Source organism: Cupriavidus sp. 05N38 (assembly GCF_056397345.1).
This window is the reverse complement of the sequence record NZ_JBFTNF010000088.1, coordinates 1-24,787: the sequence shown is the minus strand read 5'-3', so window position 1 is coordinate 24,787 and position 24,787 is coordinate 1. Positions and strand designations below refer to the sequence as shown.

At 63.7% G+C, this 24,787-nt stretch carries 21 protein-coding genes and 1 pseudogene; 10 read left to right on the top strand and 12 right to left on the bottom strand.

Going from position 1 to position 24,787, the window contains the following annotated elements; all coding sequences use genetic code 11:
* The first annotated feature begins 867 nt into the window (after positions 1-867).
* On the top strand, positions 868-2,577 hold the full coding sequence (locus AC1DK4_RS36690) for a carboxylesterase/lipase family protein (RefSeq protein WP_441623711.1): 1,710 nt from the start codon (positions 868-870) through the stop codon (positions 2,575-2,577).
* A 14-nt stretch (positions 2,578-2,591) separates the two neighbouring features.
* On the opposite strand, the gene AC1DK4_RS36685 is transcribed toward AC1DK4_RS36690, so the two are convergent.
* Positions 2,592-3,542 (bottom strand): LysR family transcriptional regulator, encoded by a 951-nt coding sequence (locus AC1DK4_RS36685; RefSeq protein WP_441623709.1) that lies wholly within the window; start codon positions 3,540-3,542, stop codon positions 2,592-2,594.
* A gap of 132 nt (positions 3,543-3,674) precedes the next feature.
* On the opposite strand from AC1DK4_RS36685, the gene AC1DK4_RS36680 reads away from it, so the two are divergent.
* The 4 genes from AC1DK4_RS36680 (at position 3,675) to AC1DK4_RS36665 (ending at position 8,660) form a co-directional block, all read left to right on the top strand.
* Positions 3,675-4,661, top strand: coding sequence for a Bug family tripartite tricarboxylate transporter substrate binding protein (locus tag AC1DK4_RS36680; protein ID WP_441623707.1), 987 nt, complete (start codon positions 3,675-3,677; stop codon positions 4,659-4,661).
* Between the two features lie 166 nt (positions 4,662-4,827).
* A complete protein-coding gene (locus tag AC1DK4_RS36675; RefSeq protein WP_441623705.1) occupies positions 4,828-6,231 on the top strand; it encodes a M20/M25/M40 family metallo-hydrolase in 1,404 nt (467 codons plus the stop codon).
* Between the two features lie 52 nt (positions 6,232-6,283).
* Complete coding sequence (locus tag AC1DK4_RS36670) at positions 6,284-7,366, top strand: Glu/Leu/Phe/Val family dehydrogenase (protein ID WP_441623703.1); 1,083 nt, start codon at positions 6,284-6,286, stop codon at positions 7,364-7,366.
* A gap of 205 nt (positions 7,367-7,571) precedes the next feature.
* The gene (locus tag AC1DK4_RS36665) at positions 7,572-8,660 is read left to right on the top strand and encodes a porin (RefSeq protein ID WP_441623701.1); all 1,089 of its coding nucleotides are present in this window, start codon (positions 7,572-7,574) and stop codon (positions 8,658-8,660) included.
* Positions 8,661-8,711: 51 nt separating this feature from the next.
* On the opposite strand, the gene AC1DK4_RS36660 is transcribed toward AC1DK4_RS36665, so the two are convergent.
* The 5 genes from AC1DK4_RS36660 to catA form a co-directional block, all read right to left on the bottom strand.
* Positions 8,712-9,497: a 1,6-dihydroxycyclohexa-2,4-diene-1-carboxylate dehydrogenase gene (locus AC1DK4_RS36660; RefSeq protein ID WP_441623699.1), complete on the bottom strand. Its 786-nt coding sequence runs from the start codon at positions 9,495-9,497 to the stop codon at positions 8,712-8,714.
* A 17-nt stretch (positions 9,498-9,514) separates the two neighbouring features.
* The gene (gene benC, locus AC1DK4_RS36655) at positions 9,515-10,534 is read right to left on the bottom strand and encodes a benzoate 1,2-dioxygenase electron transfer component BenC (RefSeq protein WP_441623697.1); all 1,020 of its coding nucleotides are present in this window, start codon (positions 10,532-10,534) and stop codon (positions 9,515-9,517) included.
* 21 nt (positions 10,535-10,555) lie between these two features.
* Entirely contained in the window at positions 10,556-11,071 is a 516-nt protein-coding gene (benB, locus tag AC1DK4_RS36650; RefSeq protein ID WP_441623695.1) for a benzoate 1,2-dioxygenase small subunit, read from the bottom strand.
* Positions 11,068-12,519, bottom strand: a complete 1,452-nt coding sequence (gene benA / locus AC1DK4_RS36645; protein ID WP_441623693.1) for a benzoate 1,2-dioxygenase large subunit — start codon at positions 12,517-12,519, stop codon at positions 11,068-11,070. Before benA ends, benB begins: the two co-directional genes overlap by 4 nt.
* Positions 12,520-12,623: 104 nt before the next feature.
* A complete protein-coding gene (gene catA / locus AC1DK4_RS36640; RefSeq protein ID WP_441643619.1) occupies positions 12,624-13,547 on the bottom strand; it encodes a catechol 1,2-dioxygenase in 924 nt (307 codons plus the stop codon).
* Between the two features lie 146 nt (positions 13,548-13,693).
* Between catA and AC1DK4_RS36635 the strand changes: the two genes are divergently transcribed.
* The 4 genes from AC1DK4_RS36635 to AC1DK4_RS36620 all read left to right on the top strand — a co-directional run bounded on the left by AC1DK4_RS36635 (position 13,694) and on the right by AC1DK4_RS36620 (position 17,511).
* Complete coding sequence (locus AC1DK4_RS36635) at positions 13,694-14,611, top strand: LysR family transcriptional regulator (protein ID WP_441623689.1); 918 nt, start codon at positions 13,694-13,696, stop codon at positions 14,609-14,611.
* A 112-nt stretch (positions 14,612-14,723) separates the two neighbouring features.
* A complete protein-coding gene (locus tag AC1DK4_RS36630) occupies positions 14,724-15,869 on the top strand; it encodes a muconate/chloromuconate family cycloisomerase (protein ID WP_441623687.1) in 1,146 nt (381 codons plus the stop codon).
* A complete protein-coding gene (gene pcaD, locus AC1DK4_RS36625) occupies positions 15,866-16,648 on the top strand; it encodes a 3-oxoadipate enol-lactonase (RefSeq protein WP_441623685.1) in 783 nt (260 codons plus the stop codon). The genes AC1DK4_RS36630 and pcaD overlap by 4 nt, the downstream gene beginning before the upstream one ends.
* Before the next feature lie 26 nt (positions 16,649-16,674).
* Complete coding sequence (locus AC1DK4_RS36620; RefSeq protein WP_441623719.1) at positions 16,675-17,511, top strand: 3-oxoadipate:acetyl-CoA acetyltransferase; 837 nt, start codon at positions 16,675-16,677, stop codon at positions 17,509-17,511.
* Positions 17,512-17,753: 242 nt separating this feature from the next.
* Here the strand turns inward: AC1DK4_RS36620 and AC1DK4_RS36615 are convergent, their stop codons facing one another.
* The 5 genes and pseudogenes from AC1DK4_RS36615 to AC1DK4_RS36595 all read right to left on the bottom strand — a co-directional run bounded on the left by AC1DK4_RS36615 (position 17,754) and on the right by AC1DK4_RS36595 (position 22,824).
* On the bottom strand, positions 17,754-19,130 hold the full coding sequence (locus AC1DK4_RS36615; RefSeq protein WP_441623683.1) for an MFS transporter: 1,377 nt from the start codon (positions 19,128-19,130) through the stop codon (positions 17,754-17,756).
* Positions 19,131-19,430: 300 nt separating this feature from the next.
* Positions 19,431-20,048 carry a pyridoxamine 5'-phosphate oxidase family protein gene (locus tag AC1DK4_RS36610; protein WP_441623681.1) on the bottom strand — a complete coding sequence of 206 codons (618 nt, stop codon included), beginning with the start codon at positions 20,046-20,048 and terminating at the stop codon, positions 19,431-19,433.
* A gap of 29 nt (positions 20,049-20,077) precedes the next feature.
* A pseudogene (locus AC1DK4_RS36605) lies at positions 20,078-21,411 on the bottom strand (adenylosuccinate synthetase).
* Between the two features lie 2 nt (positions 21,412-21,413).
* The gene (locus AC1DK4_RS36600) at positions 21,414-21,884 is read right to left on the bottom strand and encodes a RidA family protein (protein WP_441623679.1); all 471 of its coding nucleotides are present in this window, start codon (positions 21,882-21,884) and stop codon (positions 21,414-21,416) included.
* A gap of 154 nt (positions 21,885-22,038) precedes the next feature.
* On the bottom strand, positions 22,039-22,824 hold the full coding sequence (locus AC1DK4_RS36595) for an AraC family transcriptional regulator (protein ID WP_441623677.1): 786 nt from the start codon (positions 22,822-22,824) through the stop codon (positions 22,039-22,041).
* Positions 22,825-22,967: 143 nt separating this feature from the next.
* On the opposite strand from AC1DK4_RS36595, the gene AC1DK4_RS36590 reads away from it, so the two are divergent.
* Positions 22,968-23,828 (top strand): alpha/beta hydrolase, encoded by an 861-nt coding sequence (locus AC1DK4_RS36590; RefSeq protein WP_441623675.1) that lies wholly within the window; start codon positions 22,968-22,970, stop codon positions 23,826-23,828.
* A 211-nt stretch (positions 23,829-24,039) separates the two neighbouring features.
* Here AC1DK4_RS36590 and AC1DK4_RS36585 read toward each other — a convergent pair whose 3' ends face one another.
* On the bottom strand, positions 24,040-24,150 hold the full coding sequence (locus AC1DK4_RS36585) for an SDR family oxidoreductase (RefSeq protein WP_441623673.1): 111 nt from the start codon (positions 24,148-24,150) through the stop codon (positions 24,040-24,042).
* Positions 24,151-24,787 lie beyond the last annotated feature (637 nt).

The window sequence follows — 24,787 nt, the reverse complement described above, 5'->3', positions numbered from 1 at the left end:
GCCAACGTCAATGTCAACGTCAACCAGAACATCCTCCAGCTGCAGAGCGTCAACGTGAACACGCTCAACAACGTCGGCGTGATCGGCTCCGGCCTCGGGCTGGCGATCGATGTCAATCCTTCGCAATGGGCTGCCACCCACGCCAAGGTGTGAACGGCATGCGCCCCGGCACTGTGGCAACCCCGAGGGTTCCACGGCCGGCGCGGGTGTGAAGGCACCATAACGCCGGCGTCGATGCGGGCCCCTCTCTGCACCAGCGGGCCGCTAGCGGGGTCATCGGCGCGAAATCTGGCGGTGGCCGCTCCGCACTCGGCTTGCCCTCAGGCTCTTCGGCCATGAGGGATCCTTTGCGCCAGTAGTGAGCACAGGCTCACGATTCTGCACTCACCGGAAGCGTCCAAGCGCGCAATCCCGGAACTGCTCGGCAAGAGCGCCGACGACTGACGTCGTCCTGCCAGGCGCTGCCAGCTGAACTCCTGCGGCACCCTGCATGCCATCGAGAAGCGTGTCCGTCTGATCGAAACGTCGATCGGGTCGTGAAGCAATCCGCACTATGCAAGAAGATCGCGGACGCGCCCGGCATCGGTCCGATCACCGCCACCGCCACCGCCGTGGTCGCCGCGATCGGCGACGGCAGACCGTTTCGACATCACGAACAAGGCGCTTGCAGAAGGCGTCGGGTCCATACAAGTCCGGATGCAGCGTTTCCTTAATTACCAAAAGTTATCAAAAAAATGATTCGAATGCATTGGACAAATAAATATCAATTCAATATTATCAAGTAAATATATATAAGCCGCACCGATGATTATCGATAAATATTTCCGTGCGCGGCAATAATCTCCCTCTCCCGGCATTATCGTATTTATGCTTTATTTTAATTCGTTTCATTTTTTGAAAGAAGGAGGGCAGGGGGAAATGGCCAACAGAGTGAGAGCAGTGCAACTTGATCGGACACTGCGTGGCGCGTTAGCTATCGCCGGCTCGGCGCTGGTCGTTGCCGCTTGCGGCGGCGACGATAATAGCCCGCCGGCAGCGGCGGTTTCCCAGGCGCCGCCGCTGGCGGTGACGACAGCGGAGGGCCCTGTGATTGGCACCGCCGCTAACGGTACCGTGTCCTTCAAAGGCATCCCCTACGCCGACCCGCCGGTGGGGCCGCTACGCTGGGCACCGACCAGACCGGCAACGGCGCGATCCGCGCCCCTGGATGCGTCAGCGTTCGGCGCTGCCTGCCCACAGCCTGCCACCGGCGGTGAAAAGGTGACAAGTGAAAACTGTCTGTTCTTGAACGTGTGGAAGCCGCAGAGCGCGGCGTCGGGCAGCAAGCTTCCGGTGGTCGTGTACATACACGGCGGTGCGTTCACACTTGGATCGGGTGGCGGCGACATGAGTCGACTGGCATCAAAAGGCGTCGTCGGCGTGAGTCTCAACTACCGGCTAGGCGCCCTGGGATACCTTGCCAACGCGGCATTGCGGTCGTCAAACCGCGACGGCAGCCTCGGAAATTTTGCATTGATGGACCAGATGGCCGCCCTGGCCTGGGTTCAGCGCAATATCGCCGCATTTGGCGGAGACCCAACGAACGTTACGATCTGGGGCACTTCCGCCGGAGCCACCCAGAGCTTTTCGCTACTTCAGTCCCCGAAGGCAAAAGGCTTGTTCCAACGCGCCATCATGCAGAGCGGCGGTGCGTCCGAGTACTCCAATCCATCGCAGGCATCCGCATTGGCTGTCGGCGATGCGGCAGTGGCAGCGCTCGGTTGCGACAAGGCCGCCGATGTCGTGGCTTGCCTGCGAGCGCTGCCGGTATCTGCATTGCTCAATGAGACCGGCCGGAAATGGCGGCCGACGGTGGATGCCCAAATCGTTACGCAAGTCCCCGCGCAGGCATTTGCGACCGGCAACTTCAACCAGGTTCCCGTCATGACCGGAGGCGTCTACGACGAAGGCACGCTGTTTGTAGACCCAGCCCTGCCGGCGGCCGCCTACCTTCCATACCTCCACGGCCTGGCGCCGGCTGGCTTCGATACCACGGCTATCGACGCGGCCTATCCGATCTCCGGGTATGCGGTACCAGCCCAAGGCATCGCCAGGGCGATCGGCGATGCGATGTACGCGTGTGGGAATAGTGCAAGGCGCGACACACTTTCGGCATGGGTGCCGGTTTTTGCCTGGGAGTTCACCGACCCGGCACTCTCGTTTCCCGCTGCACCCACGCAGTTTTACTACGGCACCGCACATGGCATGGATAGCTTCTATCTGTTCGACACGGTGGACCAGCTGGCCACGTACCCATACTTCGACGAGCGCACGGCGCCGCAGGATCCTGACCGCACGAAAGCGCGCCAGGCACTCGCGGCGCAAATGTCCAGCTACATTGTGAACTTCGTGAAGACGGGAGATCCTAACGGCGACGGCACGAACATCCCAGTGCGCTGGCCGAGATTCACCGGCCCGACCGACCGCGCCATGATTGCGTTCTCGTATCCGGTCATCAAGATCACGAACAACGCCTTCGAGACGGCGCACAAGTGTGACACGGTGTGGGGCCCGACGGTATTTCCCTCAATCTACTGACCACGGCGTCATCCTTATCCTCGGCAGTCCGCGCCCGGGCGGCCGAGGCCTTGTACTGTGTCCGATTCCTGCCGGCACAACTCCTCGCAGAAGTCGCGTATGACCGCCGTTGGCGGGGCCTCCGTGCGCCACCGCATGGTGACGAAGACGAATTGCGCGCGCAGCGGAGGGCATCGGGCAACGTTCAACGCCACTAGTTCACCCGCTTGTAGCATGCGTCGGGCAACGCCGAGCACGCCGACAAACAAGGCATCCGTGCGCTTCACAGCTTCGAGCAGGCCCGGGATCTCGTCCGATGTCACATGCAGCCATTTTTGCGGATAAGCATCAGGGCCAAACGCCTCGACGAGGTTACGCGAAAGGTCATCACTGATCGCGGTGGAGATGATCGGGTACTCGCGCAGTTCGTCGAACTCCACCACATCCTTTCCGCTCAGCGGATGCCCCTGTCTGCAGAGAAAACCAGAAGGTATCTCGGCCAATGGAAAGATGTTGAGGTCATCGTGAAGTGGCACGGCACGGGAATTAACCACCAGCGCGTCGATCGACCTTGCCCGCAGTGCCGTGAGCTGATTCGCCACGCTGCCGCCCATTATCTGTACGCGGATGCCCGGGAAGTGATTCAACACATGCTCCAGCAGGGGAGCCGTCAACATCGCGCTGGGCGCCGCGCTCAAGCCCAATTGCACGGTGCCGATCTTGCCCTGACCGAACAGCTTTGCGCTGCGCTTTAGCTCGCGCGCTTCGATGACGATCTTCAAGGCTCGCTCCGCCACTGCCGCGCCGAATGGCGTGAGTTCGTTGCGCTTGCCGATGCGGTCGATCAGGCACTGCCCAAGTTCGCTCTCCAGCATCTGGATGCTTCGGCTTAGTGCAGGCTGAGTCAGATTGAGTTTTTCCGCCGCCCGGCTAAACGAGCCGGTTTCGACGAGGGCAAGGAGATGGTCAAGCTGCTGAAGGTTCATGGGTTGCCGTCTCTGGGCGCCAAAGCATGAGAAAGAATTATCAAAAAAATGATAACAATGCATTGGACCGATAGTCGATAGGTTTCTACCATACTTTTGCGGCTTTGCTAACCTCTCGTACTCAAGACGAACATGAAACTTGCAAGAACCCTTTGGGCCCTGTTCACGCTTGCCTTGGCTGGGCTGGCCCCGGCTTCGGCGCAAGGGCCATATCCAGCACGCCCCATCTCTCTGATGGTGCCGTATCCAGCCGGTGCAGCCAGCGACGTCACGGCTCGCGCGTTGAACGGATTGATCGGCCAGGAGATTGGCGGCCAGGTGATCGTCGAGAACCTGGGCGGGGCCAGCGGAGCCATCGCGGCGAACAAGGTACTCGGAGCGGCAGCCGACGGCTATTACCTGTTCCAGGGTTCACCTAACGAATTGATCCTGGCGGGATTGGCCAACAAAGGAGTCAAGCACAAGCCGGAGGATTTCGAGTTCGTGGCGCCGGTTGCGACCTCGCCATTGATACTGATGGTCAATGCAGGCATCCCGGCCGATACCCTTGACGAGTTCGTTGCGCTCGCCCGGCGCAAGGGCAAGAACACATTGAATTACGGCTCGCCCGGTGCCGGCTCGCTTGTGCACCTGATGACCGAAATGGTCTCCAAGCGCATCGGTGTGCCGATGACTCACGTCCCGTATAAAGGCGGCGTGCCGCTGGTGGCGGACTTGATCGGCGGACAGATCGACTTTGCCATCTTGCCCTATCAGGCCAACTACGAAGGTTTTGTCAAACAGGGCCGCGTGAAGATCATTGGCACATTCTCGAAGCGACCGCTACCGTTGCCCTTCCAGTCGATCCCGACAATCGATAAGAGCCGTGTCCTGGCAGACTTCGACTACGGTATCTGGACCGCGTACCTGGTAAAGAAGGGAACCGATCCCGCCATCGTCGAGCGCCTGAATGCGGCCATTGCCGCGTCGCTGCGCAATCCGGCCGCGCGCGCCGTTCTGGAAGCACAAGGCAAGACTCTCTTCGACCCCATGAGCATTGCCGCCGGCAAGAGGTTTTACGAGGCTGAGATACAGCGCTACCGCGCGATCTTCAAGGCTTCTAGCTACGAACCGGAATAGCCGGCATGCCGTCTGCCAGCCGCAGGAAGCGGCCAGACGGCGACATCCCTTCCCCGTTTTCCCCAGAGCCATGCCCCGGCGTTCCCCGCCGGGATGGATTGCCACGCCTGCTTGCCGAGCGAGACGGGGCATGGTGCACGCCTTCGACCTTACCGGACCACGATTCATGACAGCAGAAGTCATTCAATATCTCGAATCACGCCAGGACAATATTGTCGGCTGGCTAGACGAATTCCTGCGTATTCCCAGTGTGAGCGCCGACCCGGCGTTCGCGCCCCGGATGGAGGAGGCCCGAGCATTTCTGTTGGAGCGCCTGCGGAGCATGGGCCTGGACGATGTGCGTCTGGTGGATGGCGGCGGTGAACCTGCGGTATATGGCTCATGGCTGGGCGCGCCCGGCAAGCCCACCCTCCTGATCTATGGTCACTATGATGTGCAACCCGCCGAACCCATCGCCCTGTGGCGTACACCGCCTTTCGAGCCGACGCTGGATGGCGACCGCCTTTATGCTCGCGGCGCGTCTGACGTCAAGGGGTCGACGACCATTGCTTTGGAAGTCGTTGCCGCATTTCTCGCCGTCAACGGCGCGTGTCCGGTTAACGTCAAGATCTTCCTGGAAGGGGAGGAGGAAACCGGTAGCCCTTCGCTGAGTGCGCTAGCCCAGCGTCACCGGCAACTGCTCTCGGCCGATGCGGTCTTGTCCGCCGACGGCGGTCGCGCCAGCGCGGACTTTCCGACCATCAACACTGGCGCGCGTGGCAACTGCCTGCTCGAGGTCAGCCTGATTACCGCGGACAAGGATCTGCACTCCGGGCGCTACGGCGGCTGCACGCTGAACGCGCTGCATGAGATGGCGCGCCTCGTTGCATCGCTGCACAGGATCGACGGAAGCGTCGCCGTGGAAGGCTTCTATGCTGGTGCGGCGCCGCTCGCGGCGTCACAGCGGGCGGACACTGCTGCTTTGCCCTTCGACGGGGTGGCCTATCTGGGCGATGTCGGCGCTGCGGCGCATGGTGAGCCGGGCTTCAGCATGCGCGAACAGATCACGCTGCGTCCCTGTCTCGATGTCAACGGGCTGTGGGGCGGCTACACGGGCAGCGGCAACAAAACCATCATTCCTTGTCAGGCCAACGCCAAGATGAGCATCAGGCTGGTGGAGGGGCAGGAATCCGGGCAAGTGCTGCAGGCCGTGCTCGAGCATCTGCAGAGTCATTGTCTTCCRGGAGCAAGACTCGACGTGGTGGCCATGCATGGTGGCAGCCCCGCATCGACCCTCGACGCGGGCCATCCCCTTGTTCTCGCAGCCGACCAGGTGCTGAGCAGCATCAGCGGCATCCGGCCGGTTCGCGTGCGACTCGGCGCCTCGGTTCCCATCACCTCGCTGTTCAAGGAAGTCCTCGGCATCGACACCCTGATGTTCGGCTTCAACCTGCCGGACGAGGATGTCCATGCGCCAAACGAGTTCTTCCGGATCAGCTCGATCGCGCAGGGCCTGAAGGCCTGGACCCTGCTGCTGGCGGCGCTGGGCGAGTTTGCTCCCGCTACCTTTCATGCCGGACTGTCTGCATAGCAGTTGTCTCGACCTTGGGCATTCATTCACTCCAACCCATCTGATTTCCAATATGCCTTCCATTGATATCCACCGCCTCGCCTCGAGGAAAAGCCTCTTCGGCGTTGCAGGCGAGCCCCCTCACGAGAAGGTTCATTTGTTCGCGGACGAGAGCACGGGGCTGCGTGCCATCGTGGCATTGCACAATACTGTTCGGGGCCCCGCGTTCGGCGGCTGCCGTTACTACACTTATGGCTCGGAGGAGCGAGCCCTGGAAGACGCCCTCAGGCTGTCGCGGGGCATGAGCCTGAAGAACGCCATGGCGGACCTGCCCTTCGGCGGCGGGAAGTCGGTGATCCTGCGCACTCCGCAACAGACCAACCGGGCCGAGCTGTTCCAGCTGTTCGGCAGCTTGATCCAGTCGCTGTCGGGTACCTACATTACTGGCGAGGATGTCGGCACCACTGAGGAGGATCTGCTGCAGATCGGGAAGCAGACGTCGTTCGCGGCGGGCATTCCCCGGGCGGGACAGTTTGGGGGAAACCCGTCGCCAAAGACGGCGCTGGGCGTTTTTGCGTCTATTCAGCGCGCCTGGAAGATGATGCATGGCGACGCATCGCTCGATGGCGTCTCCGTGGCGATTCAGGGACTCGGCGCCGTGGGTTGGGTACTGGCTGACTGGCTTCACGGCGCTGGCTGCCGCCTGATCGTTGCTGACGTGGATTCCGCGCGCGCGGCCGCGGCGCACGCCGCGTTCGGCGCGAAGGTCGTTTCACCACAAGAGATCACGGCTCAACCAGTTGACGTGCTGGCGCCTTGCGCACTCGGCGCGACGCTGAACGCCGAAAGTATTCCTGGAATCCAGGCTCAACTGATTGCCGGCGCGGCCAACAATCAGCTTGCCACTTCCGACGACGGCGAAGCGCTCCATGAGCGTGGCATTGCCTATTTGCCTGACTTCCTCGTCAATGCGGGCGGTATCGTCAGCTGCGTCCGCGAATACGAGGGCGGCGCGACGGATGCGGCGGTGGATACGGAAGTCCTGCGCATCGCCGATCGTGTGGAAGGCCTGTTCGAACGCGCAAGCAGGACTGAGATGTCGCTTGCCCGAGCGGCGCAAGAGTGGGCGCTAGAGAAGCTGGCACGCTCAGCCTAGACGTCCGGGCGCGAAATTGCGCAATCCACGGCGGGTTGCCATCCGGCCCGCCGTTGGCATCCCGACACCCGCAGTCTCTGAAATCCAAATCAAAAGGGGACCGCGCCGCTATCGAAACGGTCGCGGTGGGGAGCGTCTCGTCTGTCTGAACCGCTCCTTGCCGCCTAACCGCCGCCCGGCATCCCTTCACATCGCGAGCCAATCCATGAAGAAAACCATCATTGCCATTGCTGCTGTCGTCGTCCCAGGCAGCGCGTTCGCCCAGGACAGCGGTATCGTGCTGTACGGGTTGATCGACGTCGGCGTCGAATATGCCAACAGACAACCAGACAACGCAGGAAGCGTGACGCGGATGACGTCCGGCAACCTCGCGGGATCCCGCTGGGGGCTGCGCGGGTCGGAGGATCTCGGGGCAGGCTATAGCGCCATCTTTGTCCTGGAGAGCGGCTTCGACACCGATACCGGCAAGTCCGGACAGAACTCGCGACTGTTCGGGCGGCAGGCATTCGTTGGTCTGCAGAATCCCCTTGGCAAGATCACACTGGGGCGGCAGATCACGCCATTCTTTGAATTCGGTGGCGACTACGACCCTATGCAGTTGGGAACCAAATACTCGCTCATCAGCCAGGACGTCTACTTCGTTTCTCGCTCCGACAACTCGGTCAAGTACGCGGGGACATTTGGCAGCTTCTCCGCGTCCGCGCTTTACAGCTTTGGCGTCGACAGCACGGTCAACGGCGGAAGCGAAGTCCCGGGTGCGCCAAAGATCGGCCGGGAGTACGGCGTTAGAGTGCGTTACGCAAGTGGCCCCTTTTCGATCGGCGCGATATACGACCAGGTGGGCACGGGAACATTGGCCGCCAGTCCAGACGCCAGGATCCGGCGCGCGGCAGTGGCGGCATCCTTCGATATCGGCCCTGCTCACACGTTCGCCGGCTACCGGCGGGCGAAGGCATACGACGGTGGAATCGTCACAGGGGCCCTGGCTGGCGCCGGCAACCAGGCATCCAACCTCTACTGGGCCGGGCTTAGATACGACTTGTCGGCGGCGCTGAGCCTGACAGGTGCAGCCTATTATCAGGACTTCAAGAACACCAATGCGGACCCTTGGCTGTTCTCGCTGCTGCTGGACTACTCGCTGTCCAAGCGCACCGACATCTTTACCGCGGTGGGCTATACGCTGAACCGCCATGGTTCCAACCTCGGACTGAGCAATGGCTCTTCCGGATTTGGGCAGACCACCGCTGGCGCCAATCAGTTCGGCGTCACCACGGGCATCAGGCATCGGTTCTGAGCGTGCTCACCTGGCGTCGGCGGCGGCCCAATCTACGCAAGTGGCTTTCCGTCAGCCCTGATCCCCACCGCCCACTGGCACGACCGTTCCTGTCATGTAAGAGGCCTCCTCGGATGCCAGGAACAGAATGGCGCGCACCTGCTCGTCGATCGTGCCATAGCGCTGCATCAGGCTGCTGGCTTTGGTCTGATCGACGATGGCCTGGTACCAGCTGGCTTCCTGCTCGCTCTGCGCTGAGGTATTGCGCGGTATCTTGCGCGGCGGCGCCTCGGTCCCCCCAGTCGCCACGGCGTTGACGCGTATCCCTTCGTGCGCATGCTCGAAGGCGAGGCTGGCCGTCAGTGCGTTGACGCCGCCCTTGGCCGCCGCGTAGGGAACGCGGTGGATGCTGCGCGTGGCGATCGACGACACGTTGACGATGACACCCTGGCGCCGCGCCACCATGCCGGGCAGCACCGCCCGGCAGCACCACAGCGTCGGGAACAAAGAGCGCCGGATCTCGGCTTCGATCTGGTCTTCTTCATAAGCCTGGAAGGGCTTTGCCCAGATCGTGCCGCCCACGTTGTTGACGAGAATGTCGATGTGGCCGAACGCTGCATCCGCGGCCTTCACCATCTGCACGGCGCCGGCGTAGCTCTCCAGATCGGCGTGCACGGCAATGGCCTGTCCGCCGGCTGCCGTGATCTGCGCCGCGACTTCATCGACCAGCGCCGAGCGGTCGACCAGCGCGACCCACGCGCCCTCGGCGGCGGCAGCCAGCGCCACCCCGCGGCCGATGCCTTGCGCGGCGCCGGTCACGACCATCGATTTACCTGCGAAACGTGTAGCCGTTCTCATATTGTCTTGCTCCTCGCTCATGCCGCGTTGCTGGCCGAGAACTTCTCGTAGTAGAAGCCGGCAGGCGTGATGCCGCTTTGCTGCAGCCACCCACGCACAGCCTCCACCATCGCAACGGGACCGCACAGGTAGATGTCGACATCGCCACCGTTGAGCCATTCCGGTTCCACATGGGCGGTGACATAGCCCTTGCGTGCATGGCCGCTGGCGGGGTCAGCCACGCAGGTCCGGTATTCGAGGCCGGGCAAGGCGGCCTGCGCGGCATCGATGCGCGACAGCGCCACCAGGTCAATGTCGTTTGTGACACCGTAGACCATGCGCACGGGATGCGCACAGCCGCGCGTGGCCAGGGCATCGAACATCGACAGGAAGGGGGCGATGCCGGTGCCGCCAGCCAGGAACAACACCGGCCGCGCCACCTCGCGCAGGTAGAAGCTGCCGTAGGGACCCGAGAATGCCACGCGCTCGCCGGATTTTGCCTGGCTGGTCAGCCAGGTGCTCATCTGTCCTTTCGGCACGTTGCGCACCACGAAGCCGGTGCGCGCGCTGCCGGGCGCGGAGCTGAAGGAGTATGAGCGCGTCTGGCTGGTGCCCGGGATCTCGACGTTGACATACTGGCCAGGCAGGAAGTCCAGGCCGCCGGCATCGTCCAGGTCGATGGCGAAGCCAATGGTCGACTCGGAGAGCTGTTCCAGCTCGGCCAGCGTCCCCTGGTAGGTGGCGACACCGGTCTTGCACGCGGCCGACGATGCGGGCACGCGGATCACGCAGTCCGAGCGGGGCCGGGTCTGACAGGCCAGCACGTAGCCGCCCGCGGCCTCCTCTGCGGTCAGCGCATCTTCGATATAACTCGATTCCGGCAAGTCATAGCTGCCCGACTCGCACAGGCCGCGGCAGGTGCCGCAGGCACCGTCGCGGCAGTCCAGCGGGATATTGATCTGTTGCCGGTAGGCGGCGTCGGACAGGGTTTCGTTCTCGCCACAGGTGATGAACCGGGTGACGCCGTCYTCGAATTGCAGGGCGATGGTATGTTCCATAGCGCGTTTCTCCAGCCTGGATCAGATGTGATAAATGTCGATGACCTGGTTGATGTAGTCGTTCTTGAGCACGACGTACTTGTCCAGGATGCGCGGCTGCCCGTCGGAGAGATCGAGCGTGTAGCGCGACATGCCGAAGTAGCTGTAGGTGGTCTGGTAGCGATGGCTGAGGGTGTGCCAGTTGAAGCGCACGGTGCACGTGTCGCCCTCTGCCCCGAGCACTTCCACGTTGCTCAGGTTGTGACTGGTGCGCGTGTCCGGAATGGTGGCGCTGGAGCGCTCCGTCTTGATGCGAAACACGCGATCTTCCAGGCCCTGGCGGGTCGGGTAATAGATCAGCGAGATCTCACGCTGCGGGTCGGTGATGAGCTCGCCGTCGTCATCCCAGCATGGCATCCAGAAGGTTGCTTCGGGGTGGTAGCAGGCGAGCCATGCATCCCACTCTTCGTCGTCCAGCAGCCGTGCCTCGCGGTACAGGAAGGACTGGATGGCTGCAAGGTCGACTGGCTTGTCGAGGGTGGTCCCGGCGGTGCTCATGCTGCGCTCCCTGCGGCGGCGTTGTCGAGGTCAGTGGCCGCCGTGGTATCGATGGCGTCGTTCGCGGATGCGCCGAGCTCCTCGGCCACGGCTTTCCTCATCACGTCCAGCCAGTAGCGGTGCTGCACCGTGTACAGGCCCTCGTCCTCGGTCCGCACGCCGCTCATCACCGGCTTGAGCCCGATGCGCTGCGCGGCCTCGTCGGCACCGTCAATCCAGTGCTTCGCGCCGCGGCACATGTCGTTCCAGGCCAGGGCCTGGCCGGCGTAGCCCTGCTGGCAGGCCCGGAATTCCTCGAGGTCGTCCGGCGTGGCCATGCCGCTGACGTTGAAGAAGTCCTCGTACTGGCGGATGCGGCGCGCGCGCGCCTCGTCGGATTCGCCCTTCGGCGCGATGCAGTAGATGGTGACCTCGGTCTTGTCGACGGACAGCGGGCGCAGCAGGCGGATCTGCGAGCCGAACTGGTCCATCAGGTAGACGTTGGGATAGAGGCACAGGTTGCGCGAATTCTGGATCATCCAGTCCGCGGCTTCCGCGCCGCAACGCTCGGCAAATTCCTCGCGCCGGCTGAAGTTGGGACGGTCCTCCGGATTGGCCCAGCGCGTCCACAGCAGCATATGGCCGTGGTCGAAGGCGTAGAAGCCGCCGCCCTGCTGGCCCCACTTGCCGGCGTCCATGGCGCGGATCTTGTCTTCCTGCGCGGTCTTCTGCTTGCGGTGGTTGGTGGTCGCGGCGTAGTTCCAGTGCACCGCCGACACGTGGTAGCCGTCGGCGCCGTTCTCGGCCTGCAGCTTCCAGTTGCCTTCGAAGGTGTAGGTGGAGGAGCCGCGCAGCACCTCGAGCCCGTCGGCGGACTGGTCGACGATCATGTCGATGATGCGGGCCGCTTCGCCGAGGAATTCCTTGAGCGGAGGCACATCCGCGTTCAGGCTGCCGAACAGGAAGCCGCGGTAATTCTCGAAGCGCGCCAGCTTCTTCAGGTCGTGCGAGCCTTCCTTGTTGAAGCAGTCGGGATAGCCGGCATTCTCGGGGTCCTTCACCTTCAGCAGCTTGCCGCTGTTGTTGAAGGTCCAGCCGTGGAACGGGCAGGTATAGGTGGCCTTGTTGCCGCGCTTGTGGCGGCACAGCATGGCGCCGCGGTGGCTGCAGGCGTTGATGAATGCGTTCAGCTCGCCCTGGCGATTGCGCGCGATCACCACCGGCTGGCGGCCGATATGGGTGGTGTAGTAGTCGTTGTTGTTGGGGACCTGGCTTTCGTGGGCCAGGTAGATCCAGTTGCCCTCGAAGATGTGCTTCATCTCGAGTTCGAACAGGTCTTCGTCGGTGAAGGCCTGGCGGTGCAGGCGGTAGTCGCCGCTGGCCTTGTCTTCGACCAGGAAGGCATCGAGGTCGAGGCGCTTTGCGCTGGGGCGAACGGGGGCCTTGCCCTCCGGATAGATGGGGATCATGGAGTTGTCTCCTGCCGATGACTTGTCTTCGGGGCGGTGCCGCGCATGCCGCTGCCGCCTGGGATGGATCTGCCGGCCCGCGGGGCGGGCGGTACTACGGAAAATCAGGCGGCGGCGCGCTGGCGCTCCACCTCGGCGGCGGGGGCGCCATCCTGCTCCGGCAGCAGCCGGAAATCGAAGTCGATCGATGCGAACGGCTTGTCGACGCCATGCTTGTCAAGCGCGGCGGCGTCGGTGACGCGGGTCACCGCGGGGACCAGCCCCTCGCGGCTGGCGAAGGCGAAGTCGTCCCAGAGGTATTCATCGCCGTCGATGTTGATCTGCGTGGTCAACTTGCGATAACCATCCGCCGACACAAAGAAGTGGATGTGGGCCGGGCGCTGGCCGTGGCGCGCGAGCTGGTCCAGCAGGCGCTGCGTGGTGCCCTCCGGCGGGCACCCGTAGCCCTTCGGCACGTTGCTGCGGAACTGGTAGCGGCCATTGGCATCGCTCACGATGGTGCGGCGCAGGTTGAAGTGCGACTGGGTCTTGTCGAAGAACGAGTAGTTGCCCATCAGGTTGGCGTGCCATACCTCGACGCTGGCCCCGGGCAGCGGCTTGCCGTCGGCGCCGTACACCGTACCCTGCATGAACAGGACCTCGCCCTTGCCGTCGTCGCTGCCGTCGTCGAGGCGGGCGAAACCGGTGCTCTTTGGCGCGCCGGCCACGTAGAGCGGGCCTTCGATGGTGCGCGGCGTGCCGCCGGTCAGGCCGGCGCGGGCTTCCGCCTCGTCGGCGCGGATGTCGAGGAAGCGTTCCAGCCCCAGGCCGGCGGCAAGCAGGCCCAGTTCCTGGCTGGCACCCGCCTCGGCAAAGTACTCGATGCCCTTCCACACTTCGCTCGCGCTCAGGTCGAGGTCCTCGATCGCCTTGAACAGGTCCGCGACCAGGCGAACGACCACCTGCTGCACGCGCGGATCGGGCGTGCCTTGCGTGCCGGTCGTGACGATAAAGCTGGTGACCAGGGCATCGATTTCCGAGTGGGTCATGAGAGTCTCCATAATTGTGGTGGGGTTCCGGTCCATGCTTTACGGGTATCAAGCTTGTTTTCCGGGCACGGATGAAGCATAGTCAACGGGGGTTTTTGCAGTCCAACACTGATTTAGTATCTGTTTTATACCCGGGAGGTATAGTTTTGGAATTGCGGCATCTGCGTTACTTTGTCGCCGTGGCGGAGGAACGGAACTTCACTCGCGCGGCCGACCGGCTGCATATGGCACAGCCACCCCTGTCGCGCCAGATCCAGCAACTGGAGGACGACCTGGGTGTGCAACTGTTCGAGCGCCACTCGCGTCCACTGAAGCTGACCGACACCGGGCGCTACTTCTATACCCACGCGCTGCAGCTGCTGGCCCAGACCGCGGAACTGCAGGCGATGACCAAGCGGGTGGGCAAGATCGAGCACAAGATGTCGGTCGGCTTTGTCGGCTCCACGCTGTACGGGATGCTGCCGCGTATCATCCGRCGCTTCCGGCAGACGCACGCCGAGCTGGAACTGAGCCTGCACGAGATGTCGACCATGGACCAGATCAAGGCGCTCAAGGAGGGACGCATCGACGTGGGCTTCGGGCGTATCCGGCATGAGGACCCATCGGTGCGGCGCGTGGTGCTGCGAGAGGAACGCATGATCGTGGCGCTGCCGGTCGGGCATCCGCTGGCTGACGCCAAGTCCCGGCTCGCGCTGCACGACCTGGTGGGTGAGCCGCTCATCATCTTTCCCAAGGCGCCGCGCCCCAGCTTTGCCGACCAGGTGCTGGCCGCCTTCCATGACCGCGCCCTGAAGCCACGGCGCCTGCACGAAGTGCGCGAGCTGCAGATCGCGCTCGGCCTGGTGGCGATGGGCGAAGGCATCTCGGTGGTGCCCAGCAGCGTGTACGGGCTCAAGCGGGACGACGTGACCTACAAGGAGCTGGACGATCCCAAGCTGGTGTCTCCCATCATCATGAGCACACGGATGCTCGACGAGTCGGCGGACCTGCTCTCGCTGCGGGACATGATCTACCAACTCTACGAGGAAGAAGGCATGGCCTACCTGTCGCCGCAGAAGCCATGAAGCACAATTGGCGCTTCATACTCCTCAGGTATGAAATCAGACGCCAACGGTGTTGGACGCCCAAAAAATAGCCCTACATACTTCGTGCAACATTCAACTGCACCAGGAAGGTATGAAAGTGGCGACTCAATCCAGCTCCATAGGCATCGAATCGATCGAGGCCATCCTGGTCGATCTGCCGACCATCCGGCCGCACCAGCTCGCCATGGCGACGATGCAACGGCAGACCCTCGTGATCGTCCGCCTGCGCTGCGCCGATGGCGTGGAAGGCATTGGCGAGGCCACTACCATCGGCGGCCTGTCGTATGGCGACGAAAGCCCGGAGGGCATCAAGCTGACCATCGACGCCTACCTGGCCCCGGCGCTGCTCGGCCACGACGCCACCAACATACACGCCGCCATGGCGCGGCTGAACAAGGTGGCGCGCGGCAACCGCTTCGCCAAGTCGGCGCTGGAAACCGCGCTGCTCGATGCGCAGGGCAAGCGTCTCGGCGTGCCGCTGTCGACACTGCTGGGCGGCGTCGTGCGCGACACGCTGCCGGCGCTGTGGACACTGGCCAGTGGCGATACCTCCCGCGACATCGACGAGGCCGAGCGATTGCTGGGCGAGCGCCGCCACAACACCTTCAAGCTCAAGATCGGCCGGCGCAGTGTGCGTGACGACGTGGCGCATGTCTCCGCGATCAAGCGCGCGCTGGGCGAGCGGGCGCGCGTCACCGTGGACGTCAACCAGGCCTGGAACGAAGCGGATGCCGCCACCGGCATCGCCATGCTGGAAGCCGCCGGGATCGACCTGGTCGAACAGCCCATCGCGCGCGAGCAGCGCCCCGCGCTGGCCCGGCTGGCAGCCCGTTTCGTGGTGCCCATCATGGCCGACGAGGCCGTGTGCGGCCCCGAGGACGCGATGGAGCTGGCCCGCCTCGGTGCCGCAGACGTGTTTGCACTAAAGATCGCCAAGTCCGGTGGCATCTTCGGCATGCTGCGCACCGCCGCGGTTGGCGATGCCGCCGGCATCGCCCTCTACGGCGGCACCATGCTGGAAGGCAGCGTCGGCACCATCGCCGCCGCTCACGCCTTCGCCACGCTGCCGCAACTGGCGTGGGGCACGGAACTGTTCGGCCCGCTCCTGCTGAAGGACGACATCGTAGTGGAACGCCCGGTGTACCGGGACTTCGCGCTGCACCTGCCGCAAGGGCCGGGGCTCGGGGTCGCGCTGGATGAGGACAAGCTGGCCCACTACCGGCGGGACCGCACATGAGCATCGCGGATCGCAACGGGCTTCGCCTCTACTATGAGCTTCACGGGCCGCAAGGCGCGCCGGTGCTGGTCATGTCCAACTCGCTGGGCACCACCCTGTCGATGTGGGATCCCCAGATGCCAGCGCTGCTGGAGCACTTCCGCGTGCTGCGCTACGACACGCGCGGCCATGGCGCATCCGGCGTGCCGAGCGCGCCGTTCGGCATGGACGAGTTGGGTGGCGACGTGCTGGCGGTGATGGACCACGCCGGCGTGGGGCAGGCGCATTTCTGCGGCCTGTCGATGGGAGGCATGACCGGCATCTGGCTGGCACGCCATCATCCCGAACGCTTTGGCCGATTCGTACTGGCGAATACCGCGGCGCTGATCGGGCCGCCATCCGGCTGGAACACACGCATCGATCACGTGCGAAGCCACGGCATGTCGATGGTCGCCGAGGGCGTGCTGGCCCGCTGGTTCACGCCGGCCACGCTGGCAGGCGATCCGGCGCGCCTCGCCCCCGTGCTCGCCATGCTTGCCGCCACGGATCCCGACGGCTATATCGGCAACTGTGCCGCGGTGCGCGATGCCGACCTGCGCAGCCTGTTGCCAGGCATCCTGTCGCACGTGCTGGTGATCGCAGGCGTGCAGGATGCCGCCACGACGCCGGAACAGGGCAGCGAACTCGCGCGGGGCATTGCCGAGGCCGAATACCTCGTGCTCAATGCCGCGCATCTGTCCAACTGGGAGCAGCCCGCGGCATTCTCGCGTGCGGTGATACGCTTCCTTTCGAGGGCATGATGCCCTATACCACCTCAGGAGCCGACATGACCCAGCCCTGCATTATCTCCGTCGCCATCACCGGCTCCTTGCCGCGCAAGCGGGACAACCCTGCCGTGCCGATCACCGTCAGCGAACAGGTCGAGTCCACCCAGGCCGCGTTCGAAGCGGGCGCCACGCTCGTCCACCTGCACGTGCGCAATGACGACGAGACGCCATCCTCGGAGCCGGACCGCTTTGCCCTCGTACTCGAGGGAATCCGCAAGCATGCGCCCGGCATCATCACGCAAGTCTCGACCGGTGGCCGCTCCGGGGCGGGAAAGGAGCGCGGCGGGATGCTGTCGCTGCGGCCGGACATGGCGTCGCTTGCCACGGGATCAGTCAATTTCCCGACTCGCGTCTATGACAATCCGCCAGACCTCGTGGATTGGCTTGCCGCCGAAATGAAGGCCTACGCCATCAAGCCCGAGATAGAGGCCTTCGATCTGTCGATGATCTTCCAGGCGGTCGCCATGCAACAGGCGGGCAAGATCGACGGCGCACTGCATATTCAGTTTGTGATGGGCATCAAGAATGCGATGCCGGTCGATCGGGAAGTGCTCGCCTTCTACGTGCAGACCCTGCGGCGCCTGGCGCCCGATGCTACCTGGACCGGCGCGGGCATCGGCCGGGACCAGTTGACGATGGCGCGCTGGTCGCTCGAACTCGGCGGCCATTGTCGCACCGGCCTGGAGGACAACGTCCGGCTCGACAAGGATACCCTTGCCCCGTCCAATGCCGCGCTGGTCGGCCAGGTAGCGGCCTTGTGCAAGGAGCATGGGCGCCCCGTGGCGACGGTGGCGCAGGCGCGGGCGCTCCTGGGGTTGCCCTCGGCCGCGAATTGAAGCGGATCGGGAGCAGAGAAAGACGCAGGCGACGCGGATCTCATCGCCTATTCGTCATGGCCTTCGTCTCGACGACGAGCAGCCGGAAACGCCGGCTGGCTCTCGTCTCCTTGGGTTCGGCAAGCCGGAGCTTGTTCCTTTTGAGCCGGACCAGCGTCAAATCGGTCACACGCAGGTTGTCCCGACCTATCGATCATTTCGCAGTCGGCCAATGCCGAAGGCCGCCCCCTCCCTTCCGTTGCTCAATCAGCTGAGATCGATTCCAACGCCTCGCCTCGCGTTTCAATGCCAAAGCGATAAACGATGAATGCAGCCGTCAGGAAACAGGCGGCGCCCAGCGCAAAGACGCCGGCCTGGCCTGCCAGCGGCAGGATAAGTCCGACCATGGTTGGCCCCAACAGCGAACCGAATCGGCCAACCGTGGAGGCCATGCCGCAGCCAGTAGCGCGGGCGCGGGTCGGATAAAGCTCTGGCGTATAGGTGTACAGCACGGCCCACATGCCGAACATGAAAAACTGCATCATTCCGCCCGACAGGAAGAGTGCGACAGGCTCCGAATTCATACCCGCGACGCGGCCATACAGAAAAGCCATCACCGCGCCGCCCACGAGCGTGATCACGCATGCCGGCTTACGGCCCCAATGCTCGATGGCCCAGGCGGCGCACAGAAATCCCGGGATGCCGCCGACGGAGATATACACGGTGTATAGCACCGACTTGGTCACGCCCATGCCGGTCTGCTGTAACAGCGCCCCAATCCAGGTGTTGAGCCCATAGAAGCCAAGCAGCGCAAAGAACCACAGGCCCCACACAGTCAGGGTTCGGTTTCGATATTCCGGCGACCACAGTACCTTCACGCCGAATATCTCGGCTTCGGGGACGACAGCGGTGGCTGCGGCCTCGGGCAGCGATGTCAGTTTCATCCGTCGCTTCACCGTCTCTTCGATGTGATCAACCACGCGAGAGGCTTCCTCGTGCCTGCCTTTGGATTCGAGCCAGCGTGGGGACTCCGGCACGTAGCGCCGCACCACGAAGAGAAACAGTGCCGGCACCGCGCCGAGCAGGAACATGGTGCGCCAGTTGTACGCCGAGAGCACGTGGTATGACAGGAGCCCCGCGCAGATGAAAGCGATGGGCCAGTTTCCGTCCATTAGCGCCAAGTATTTGCCGCGCTGGCGAGCGGGGATGAATTCGGACAAAAGCGTTTGTGCGAGCGGCAGTTCCATACCCATCCCCAGACCCAGCAACAGGCGATAGATGCCAAGCGTCACGGGGTCACTGGCGGTGGAGCAGAGAAAGCTGCCCAAGCCCCACACGATCATGCTTACCTGAAACACCGGCTTGCGTCCGAAGCGATCGGCAAGCATACCGGAACTGAGCGCGCCGACAGCCATGCCAACAAAGCTCGCGCTGCCCAGCATCCCAGCTTGCGCACTGGTCAACGCGAACTCGGTGCGAATCGAGCCGAGCAAATACGTCATCATCGCCAAGTCAAGGTTGTCAAAGAAGAACGCCAGTGCGATCACCATGAAGAGGAAGCGGTGGTAGCCGCATACGGGTAGTCGCTCCAGTCGGTCACTGATGCGGACCCGCATCAGCTCTGTAGAGGTCACTTTCATCTTGTCTCCTGTCTTGTATTGGCCGGGGAATTTAGGGGCCGGCTCGTGCAACTTCGCCGGTTGGCATGTAATGTCGCGCGGCCCTGGCTGCGTAGCCCGCTCCGGGATGCCAAAGCATGTCGCCGGGGCGCCAACCCGAGCGGCGGACGGCACCGGCCTCAACAGGCTGTAGCGGCGCGCTCGGTACACAGACGCAATCGGAGCAGCAGGAGGAAGGCGAATCGGAAAGGCGCGCGCCGGCACACGCTTTCACGTATGCCGGCGGCAGGGCGGCTCGCTGGAGGAGCCAAGGGGTGCGGGTCAGCGGGTCGCGAAGCGCAGGGGATCAAACGCATCTTCCGGCAGCGCCGACAGGGAGGCACCGGCGGGAAATGGATAGCGCAGGTATGGCGCACGCGGCTGACCGGGCGGTGAATACTGCCCGTCGGCGAGGATCCGCTTCTTGGCCGTCAGCGACTGAATCTCGCACCGGTATGCCACGATCTGGTTCGCCGCGCCGTCCTCGATCGGCGTGTAGTCCTTCTCGGGTCGGAACTTGTCCAGCGCCACAGACTGGTGTGCGCGGATATCCTCGGTCCGTTCGCGCACCGTCGCGACACAGCGTGCGATGACACTGTAGTACTCGAGGCTGGTGTTCTGGCCTTTGGGCGCCTTCAGCAAGGCGACGGGGCGGTCGATCTCGATGGTGATATGCGCGTTGGCTCGGATCGCAGTCGCCAGCTTTCCAAAGCGCGAACTGTGTATCAGAAAGGCGTCACCAGTGAAGGTGAAACTCTGCGCCGTCACGTACGGGAACGGTGTGTCGTGGACACCGACACGGCAGATCAGTTCGTCCTTAAGAAAGGCTTCAATGGCGGGCCAGTCGGTCCAGGCAAGGTCAGTGCGGCGCATCTCTGCGCTCAGGTAGTCGGGGGTCATGGTTGTCTCCAAGGAGGACTTGGGCGGGATCAAGGCAGCACGCGCAACTGTTCGCGCGCCGGGCCCAGCCCTATGCCGCGCAGGCGGCATCCGAGCTGGCTGGCAAGCCAGCGCAGGAGTTCGTCGAGCTCGGGCGGCAATGGGTCCTGAGGTTTGCGAGGCAGTGCTGCCGCGCTGAACGCGGCAAAGCGGTGGATTATGGGCCCGTCGTTATCCGTCCAGTCGCTATCCACCAGCGGGATGGCGTGGTCGGGCGTCTGGGCGAACAACGCCAGGCAATCGCACTTGTTGAGGAAAAGCTCGTCGATCCCATGCTGCTGCACGGCACGCCGAAGCTGCGCGACATCGAGCAAGCCGACCCGTCTCGGGCGGCCGGTGCCGGTGCCATACTCACCGGTCAGCATGCGGATGGCGACGCCGAGGCCGAAGGCATCCTCGCCTGCCAACAGGAGGCCAGGATCGTAGACCAGGGCTTCCTGCTGCCGACCTAGTCCACGTTGCGCCGCACTTGCGCAGTACTCAGCAGATTGCGCTGCGCCAAGCTCGGATGGGAGCGGTCCCGATCCGACCCGCGATACGATGGCCTTGGCAATGCCAATTGTCTTGCGGTGATACCGGCACGGCAGGTCGCCGCCGACGTAGGCATACGCTGGCACCGTATGGCTTGACGTCACCCACGGCTGGTCCCCATGCGTGATATCAAGCATCACCGACTGCGCGCCCTCGAACAAGACGCGCGCCCCGTCCTGTACGCGACGTGAAAGGAAGGTCGGATCGGACACAACAAGGTTGCGGATCTCCGCCCACGCCGCGCGCATGCGACTGATATCTAGGTCCGCGTCGTGTTCCCGGCTGGCAGCGGCCACCTGGAGAAAAACGGCGTCACTGTCGGCCAACAGGTCACGAAGCTGAAACGAGGTCCGCGTGCCATCGCGTGCCCGCAAGGCATGGTCGGCGTAGCACGGGCCAATGCCGTTGCCTGTCGTGCCAATGGTGCCACCGTGCTCGCGGTCCAGCGCGACATGCAGGGGCTGGACCACCGGGCATCGCTGATGGCCAGGCGCGAGTGCAACGATATACCAAGGCTGCCCAGCATCGCAATCTCCTCGGCCAACTGGGTCAGCCCAATTGCGCAGCCTGACCCGATGTAGAGGGACAGATCGGGATGCAACACGCCGGACGGAACTTGCCGCAAACGTACGGTACCCTGAGGCGTGGCGATGGTGTGGCCTGCGTTGGCGCCGCCGTTGAAGCGCGCCACTATGTCATAGCTACCGGCAATATGGTCGACGACTCTCGCCTTACCCTCGTCGCCATACTGGAGACCCACGAGCACGTCGGCATAGCCAATCTGAGGTGACATCGTCATGCTTCGACGTCGAGCGCGAACGTGGCTTCGATCTCCACGGGAGCGCCAAGCGGCAGGCTGGCCACGCCGATGGCGATACGGGCGTGCCGGCCTTTGTCTGCGAAGATGAAGTTGATCAACTCCGACGCCGCATTGACCACGGCCGGCGCGTCATGGAAGCCATCGGAAGTCGCGACGAAGCCGCCCAGGCGAAGCACGCCATCGATCCGTTCCAGATCGCCGTTGGTGGCCGCCGAGGCCCAGCCCAGCAGATTGGCGACGCAAAGGCGGGCGGCTTCGCGCGCATCGTCCAGGGACACTTCCGCTGGAACCCGCCCGGCGAATATAGGCTGGCCTGAGCGCACGGGCAACTGGCCGGAAACCGTCAGGATGCCGCGGTGCAGGGTATAAGGTACGAACAGGGCCGTTGGAATGGCTGGCGGCGGCAGCACGATTGCTGCCTCGCGAATGCGATCGATGATTGTCACGGGGTTCCTCTTGTGAGCGATGGCGAGCGCGCCGCCGCGCACAGATTGCACGACAGATTCGCCACCTTCACTGTGCCGCCCGAGGCTTCGGCTGTCCGGCGCACGGACGCCAGGCAATATCGCGCAGACRCCAGGCTGTGAGGCCGGTGCGCCCTTACCGCCGAGTCGCGTCGCGAAAATACTCAGTCGGAGTCATGCCCAGCGCCCGCCGGAACATCGCGCTGAAGGCGCTCGGGCTCTCATAACCGAGTTGCAACGCGATGTCGGTCACGTGGCGTCCCTGGGCCAGAAGGCGCACCGCGGCCATCAGCCTGGCTTGCTGCTTCCAGCGGCTAAAGGTCAGGCCGGTCTCCTCGGGGAACAGCCGGATGATGGTGCGGTCGCTGGCGCCCACTGACCGGCTCCAGGCCTCGACGGAAGTCTCGTCGGACGGGTCGGCGACGATCCGGGCGCAGATCTTGGCAAGGCGCGCATCCTTTGGCATAGGCAGGTGGAGAGGTACCACGGACAGGGGGCGCATCTCCTGCAGGAGCAGTCCGGCGACGAGGCCGTCGCGGCCGTTTTCCTCATAGTCGACCGGCATGCGCACCATCTCCGAAACGAGCTCGCGCAGCAGCGGCGGCACCGCGACGACGCAGCATGTCGTCAGTTCGCTGGGCACGGCGTCCTCACGAACATAGACCGTGCGCATCTCGACCTCACCGCATGCCTGCATGGCATGGCGAACGTCGCCCGGCACCCATACCGCCCGCTGGGGCGGCACCACCCAGGAGCCCATCCCTGTGGTCACCAGGATCGCGCCACTGTACGCGTAGATCAGCTGGGCACGCGGGTGCGAGTGGTAATCGATATAAAAGCGATCGGGCAACGCGCGGGCCATCCCGCCAACTGGTCGGCCAATGTGCTGGTAGTCCTCGCGGTTTTCACTTTTTCCGAACATGGCGTCTCCGAGACAACAAGTGTCATCCGCCGGCGCGCGCTGGGCGGCGCCAGAAAGTATTGTGGGTTCGACGTCAGCGCACGTCGCATTTACCCCAGGGATCGATCTCTCCATCGATCCCCCAGTTCGGAGCCAAAACTCAAATGTCAGTGTATCGAAACTTCGACCAGCAGTCCCTGGACAAGCAATACAACGTCAGGGGCGGGATCCCGCACTATCAAGCGATCTTCGACCGATGGGCGAAGGAGAGCCGCGACTTCCGCCTCGCACGTCCCGTCAAGGAAGACCTAGCGTACGGCGATGACCCCAAGCAGTCATTGGACTTCTTTCCTGCCGGCAAGCCGGGCCGGCCATTGCTGGTCTTCATCCACGGTGGATACTGGCAGTCGCTGGACAAATCGGACTTCAGCTATGTCGCCAAGCCGTACTTGGAACACAATATCAATGTCGCCGTGGTGAACTATCGTTTGGCACCAAACGTGACCATGGCCGGGATCGTACGCGACAACCAGGACGCCGTGGTCTGGCTGTACCGAAACGCCAGGGAACTGGATTTCGATCCCAATCGCATCTTCGTCTCCGGCCATTCGGCGGGCGGCCACCTCACTGCAACACTTGCAGGAACGCGCTGGGCCGACTTCGATGTCCCCGCAGATATCATGAAAGGCGGATGCGCCATCAGTGGCCTCTATGACCTCGAGCCGATCCGGCTCTGCTATCTCAACCAAGTCGTGGGCCTTAGCGCGGCGGACGTTACCGCCTACAGTCCCATGCAACACCTGCCCTCAACCAGGCTGCCAATGATCCTGACGGTTGGCGGCGAGGAGTCCTCGGAATACCACCGTTTGCAGGCCGAGTACTGTGCGCAACTGCATGAGCAGGGAATCGCGGTTGAGATTGTCGATCAGGAGCGCGGCCATCATTTCGACGCGGTTGATTACTTGGGAGAGGCCCGGGGCAAGCTTGCCGCGGCGGTGCTCAAGATGATCGCAGCAGGAGCGTAGGCTTTCGGCCGTCGCCCTGCGGCGCCGCACGATTCCCTTCAGGCCTCGGGATGGCAGGCCCAAGGTGGCGGCGATCGCGCACGGCATTTGGCGGCCGGTTCAGGCGTTTACTGCTGGCCATCGACACGGCGCCGCTCGACGGCGGCCCGGCCGATGTCGCCGGGCCGCCCCGTCATGAACACGGTTCCCTCTTCGGGTCGTGCTGCCACGCCTATTTTCCGGTGATGCCGCCGTCGATGATCAACTCGGTGCCTGTGATGCAGGCGGCGGCGTCCGATACGAGGAAAGCACACGCATAAGTCACGTCCCGGGCGGTGCCCATGCGGCCCACAGGCACCAGACGCGCGCGCGCCTGCCTGGCCCGATCGAAGTGCTCCGCGTCGTACAGCCGCGCTCGTCTCCATGGCGGCACCCACCTTGCCGATGCCGACGTTGTAGTGCCGCACGTCCACGGGCCCGAATGCATCGCGCGCCCCGGCAAAGAGCCGCCCGACATCCTGCTCGGGCGTAACGTCACCGAAAAGGGCAACGGCGCGCCCGCTCACTTCAGTCAACGCACAGGCCGGGCAGAGGGTCACGCCCAAGGCAGTCACCGCGCTTTCCATTCATCGGGATCCATCCTGCTCGGACTCCGGGCGTACCGCCCGGGCGCCCGTGTCGGCTCAGAGCAGACACTCCGGTGTCGTTGTGTTGGTTCCGGCCCGCCAGTTCCAGGACGGCACGCCCCTGGGTTTGACGCCATATTTCGCACTCGAAAGAAATTTCTCCCAAGCCCCGCCTGGGCTTGCGGGCGATCTGCGCCGGCATGGCCCGCCTTGGCACACTCCATGCGTTTGTACCTCCCGAGCGCAGAAACACTGCTCAAACCAACCGAACCCAAAGTTCAATCGCTCCCAAGGAGAACTGCCATGACTACCACCCTCGCCATCAAGGACCTGTCCGTCACCGAAGAACTCGAC

Coding starts and splice junctions, on each gene's coding strand:
- AC1DK4_RS36630 (WP_441623687.1), top strand. CDS start 14,724: ATGAAAGTGGCGACTCAATCCAGCTCCATAGGCATCGAATCGATCGAG.
- AC1DK4_RS36670 (WP_441623703.1), top strand. CDS start 6,284: ATGCCTTCCATTGATATCCACCGCCTCGCCTCGAGGAAAAGCCTCTTC.
- catA (WP_441643619.1), bottom strand. CDS start 13,547: ATGACCCACTCGGAAATCGATGCCCTGGTCACCAGCTTTATCGTCACG.
- AC1DK4_RS36585 (WP_441623673.1), bottom strand. CDS start 24,150: ATGGGCACCGCCCGGGACGTGACTTATGCGTGTGCTTTCCTCGTATCG.
- AC1DK4_RS36660 (WP_441623699.1), bottom strand. CDS start 9,497: ATGAGAACGGCTACACGTTTCGCAGGTAAATCGATGGTCGTGACCGGC.
- pcaD (WP_441623685.1), top strand. CDS start 15,866: ATGAGCATCGCGGATCGCAACGGGCTTCGCCTCTACTATGAGCTTCAC.
- AC1DK4_RS36680 (WP_441623707.1), top strand. CDS start 3,675: ATGAAACTTGCAAGAACCCTTTGGGCCCTGTTCACGCTTGCCTTGGCT.
- AC1DK4_RS36665 (WP_441623701.1), top strand. CDS start 7,572: ATGAAGAAAACCATCATTGCCATTGCTGCTGTCGTCGTCCCAGGCAGC.
- AC1DK4_RS36685 (WP_441623709.1), bottom strand. CDS start 3,542: ATGAACCTTCAGCAGCTTGACCATCTCCTTGCCCTCGTCGAAACCGGC.
- AC1DK4_RS36610 (WP_441623681.1), bottom strand. CDS start 20,048: ATGACCCCCGACTACCTGAGCGCAGAGATGCGCCGCACTGACCTTGCC.
- AC1DK4_RS36595 (WP_441623677.1), bottom strand. CDS start 22,824: ATGTTCGGAAAAAGTGAAAACCGCGAGGACTACCAGCACATTGGCCGA.
- benB (WP_441623695.1), bottom strand. CDS start 11,071: ATGAGCACCGCCGGGACCACCCTCGACAAGCCAGTCGACCTTGCAGCC.
- AC1DK4_RS36590 (WP_441623675.1), top strand. CDS start 22,968: ATGTCAGTGTATCGAAACTTCGACCAGCAGTCCCTGGACAAGCAATAC.
- benA (WP_441623693.1), bottom strand. CDS start 12,519: ATGATCCCCATCTATCCGGAGGGCAAGGCCCCCGTTCGCCCCAGCGCA.
- AC1DK4_RS36620 (WP_441623719.1), top strand. CDS start 16,675: ATGACCCAGCCCTGCATTATCTCCGTCGCCATCACCGGCTCCTTGCCG.
- AC1DK4_RS36615 (WP_441623683.1), bottom strand. CDS start 19,130: ATGAAAGTGACCTCTACAGAGCTGATGCGGGTCCGCATCAGTGACCGA.
- AC1DK4_RS36690 (WP_441623711.1), top strand. CDS start 868: ATGCTTTATTTTAATTCGTTTCATTTTTTGAAAGAAGGAGGGCAGGGG.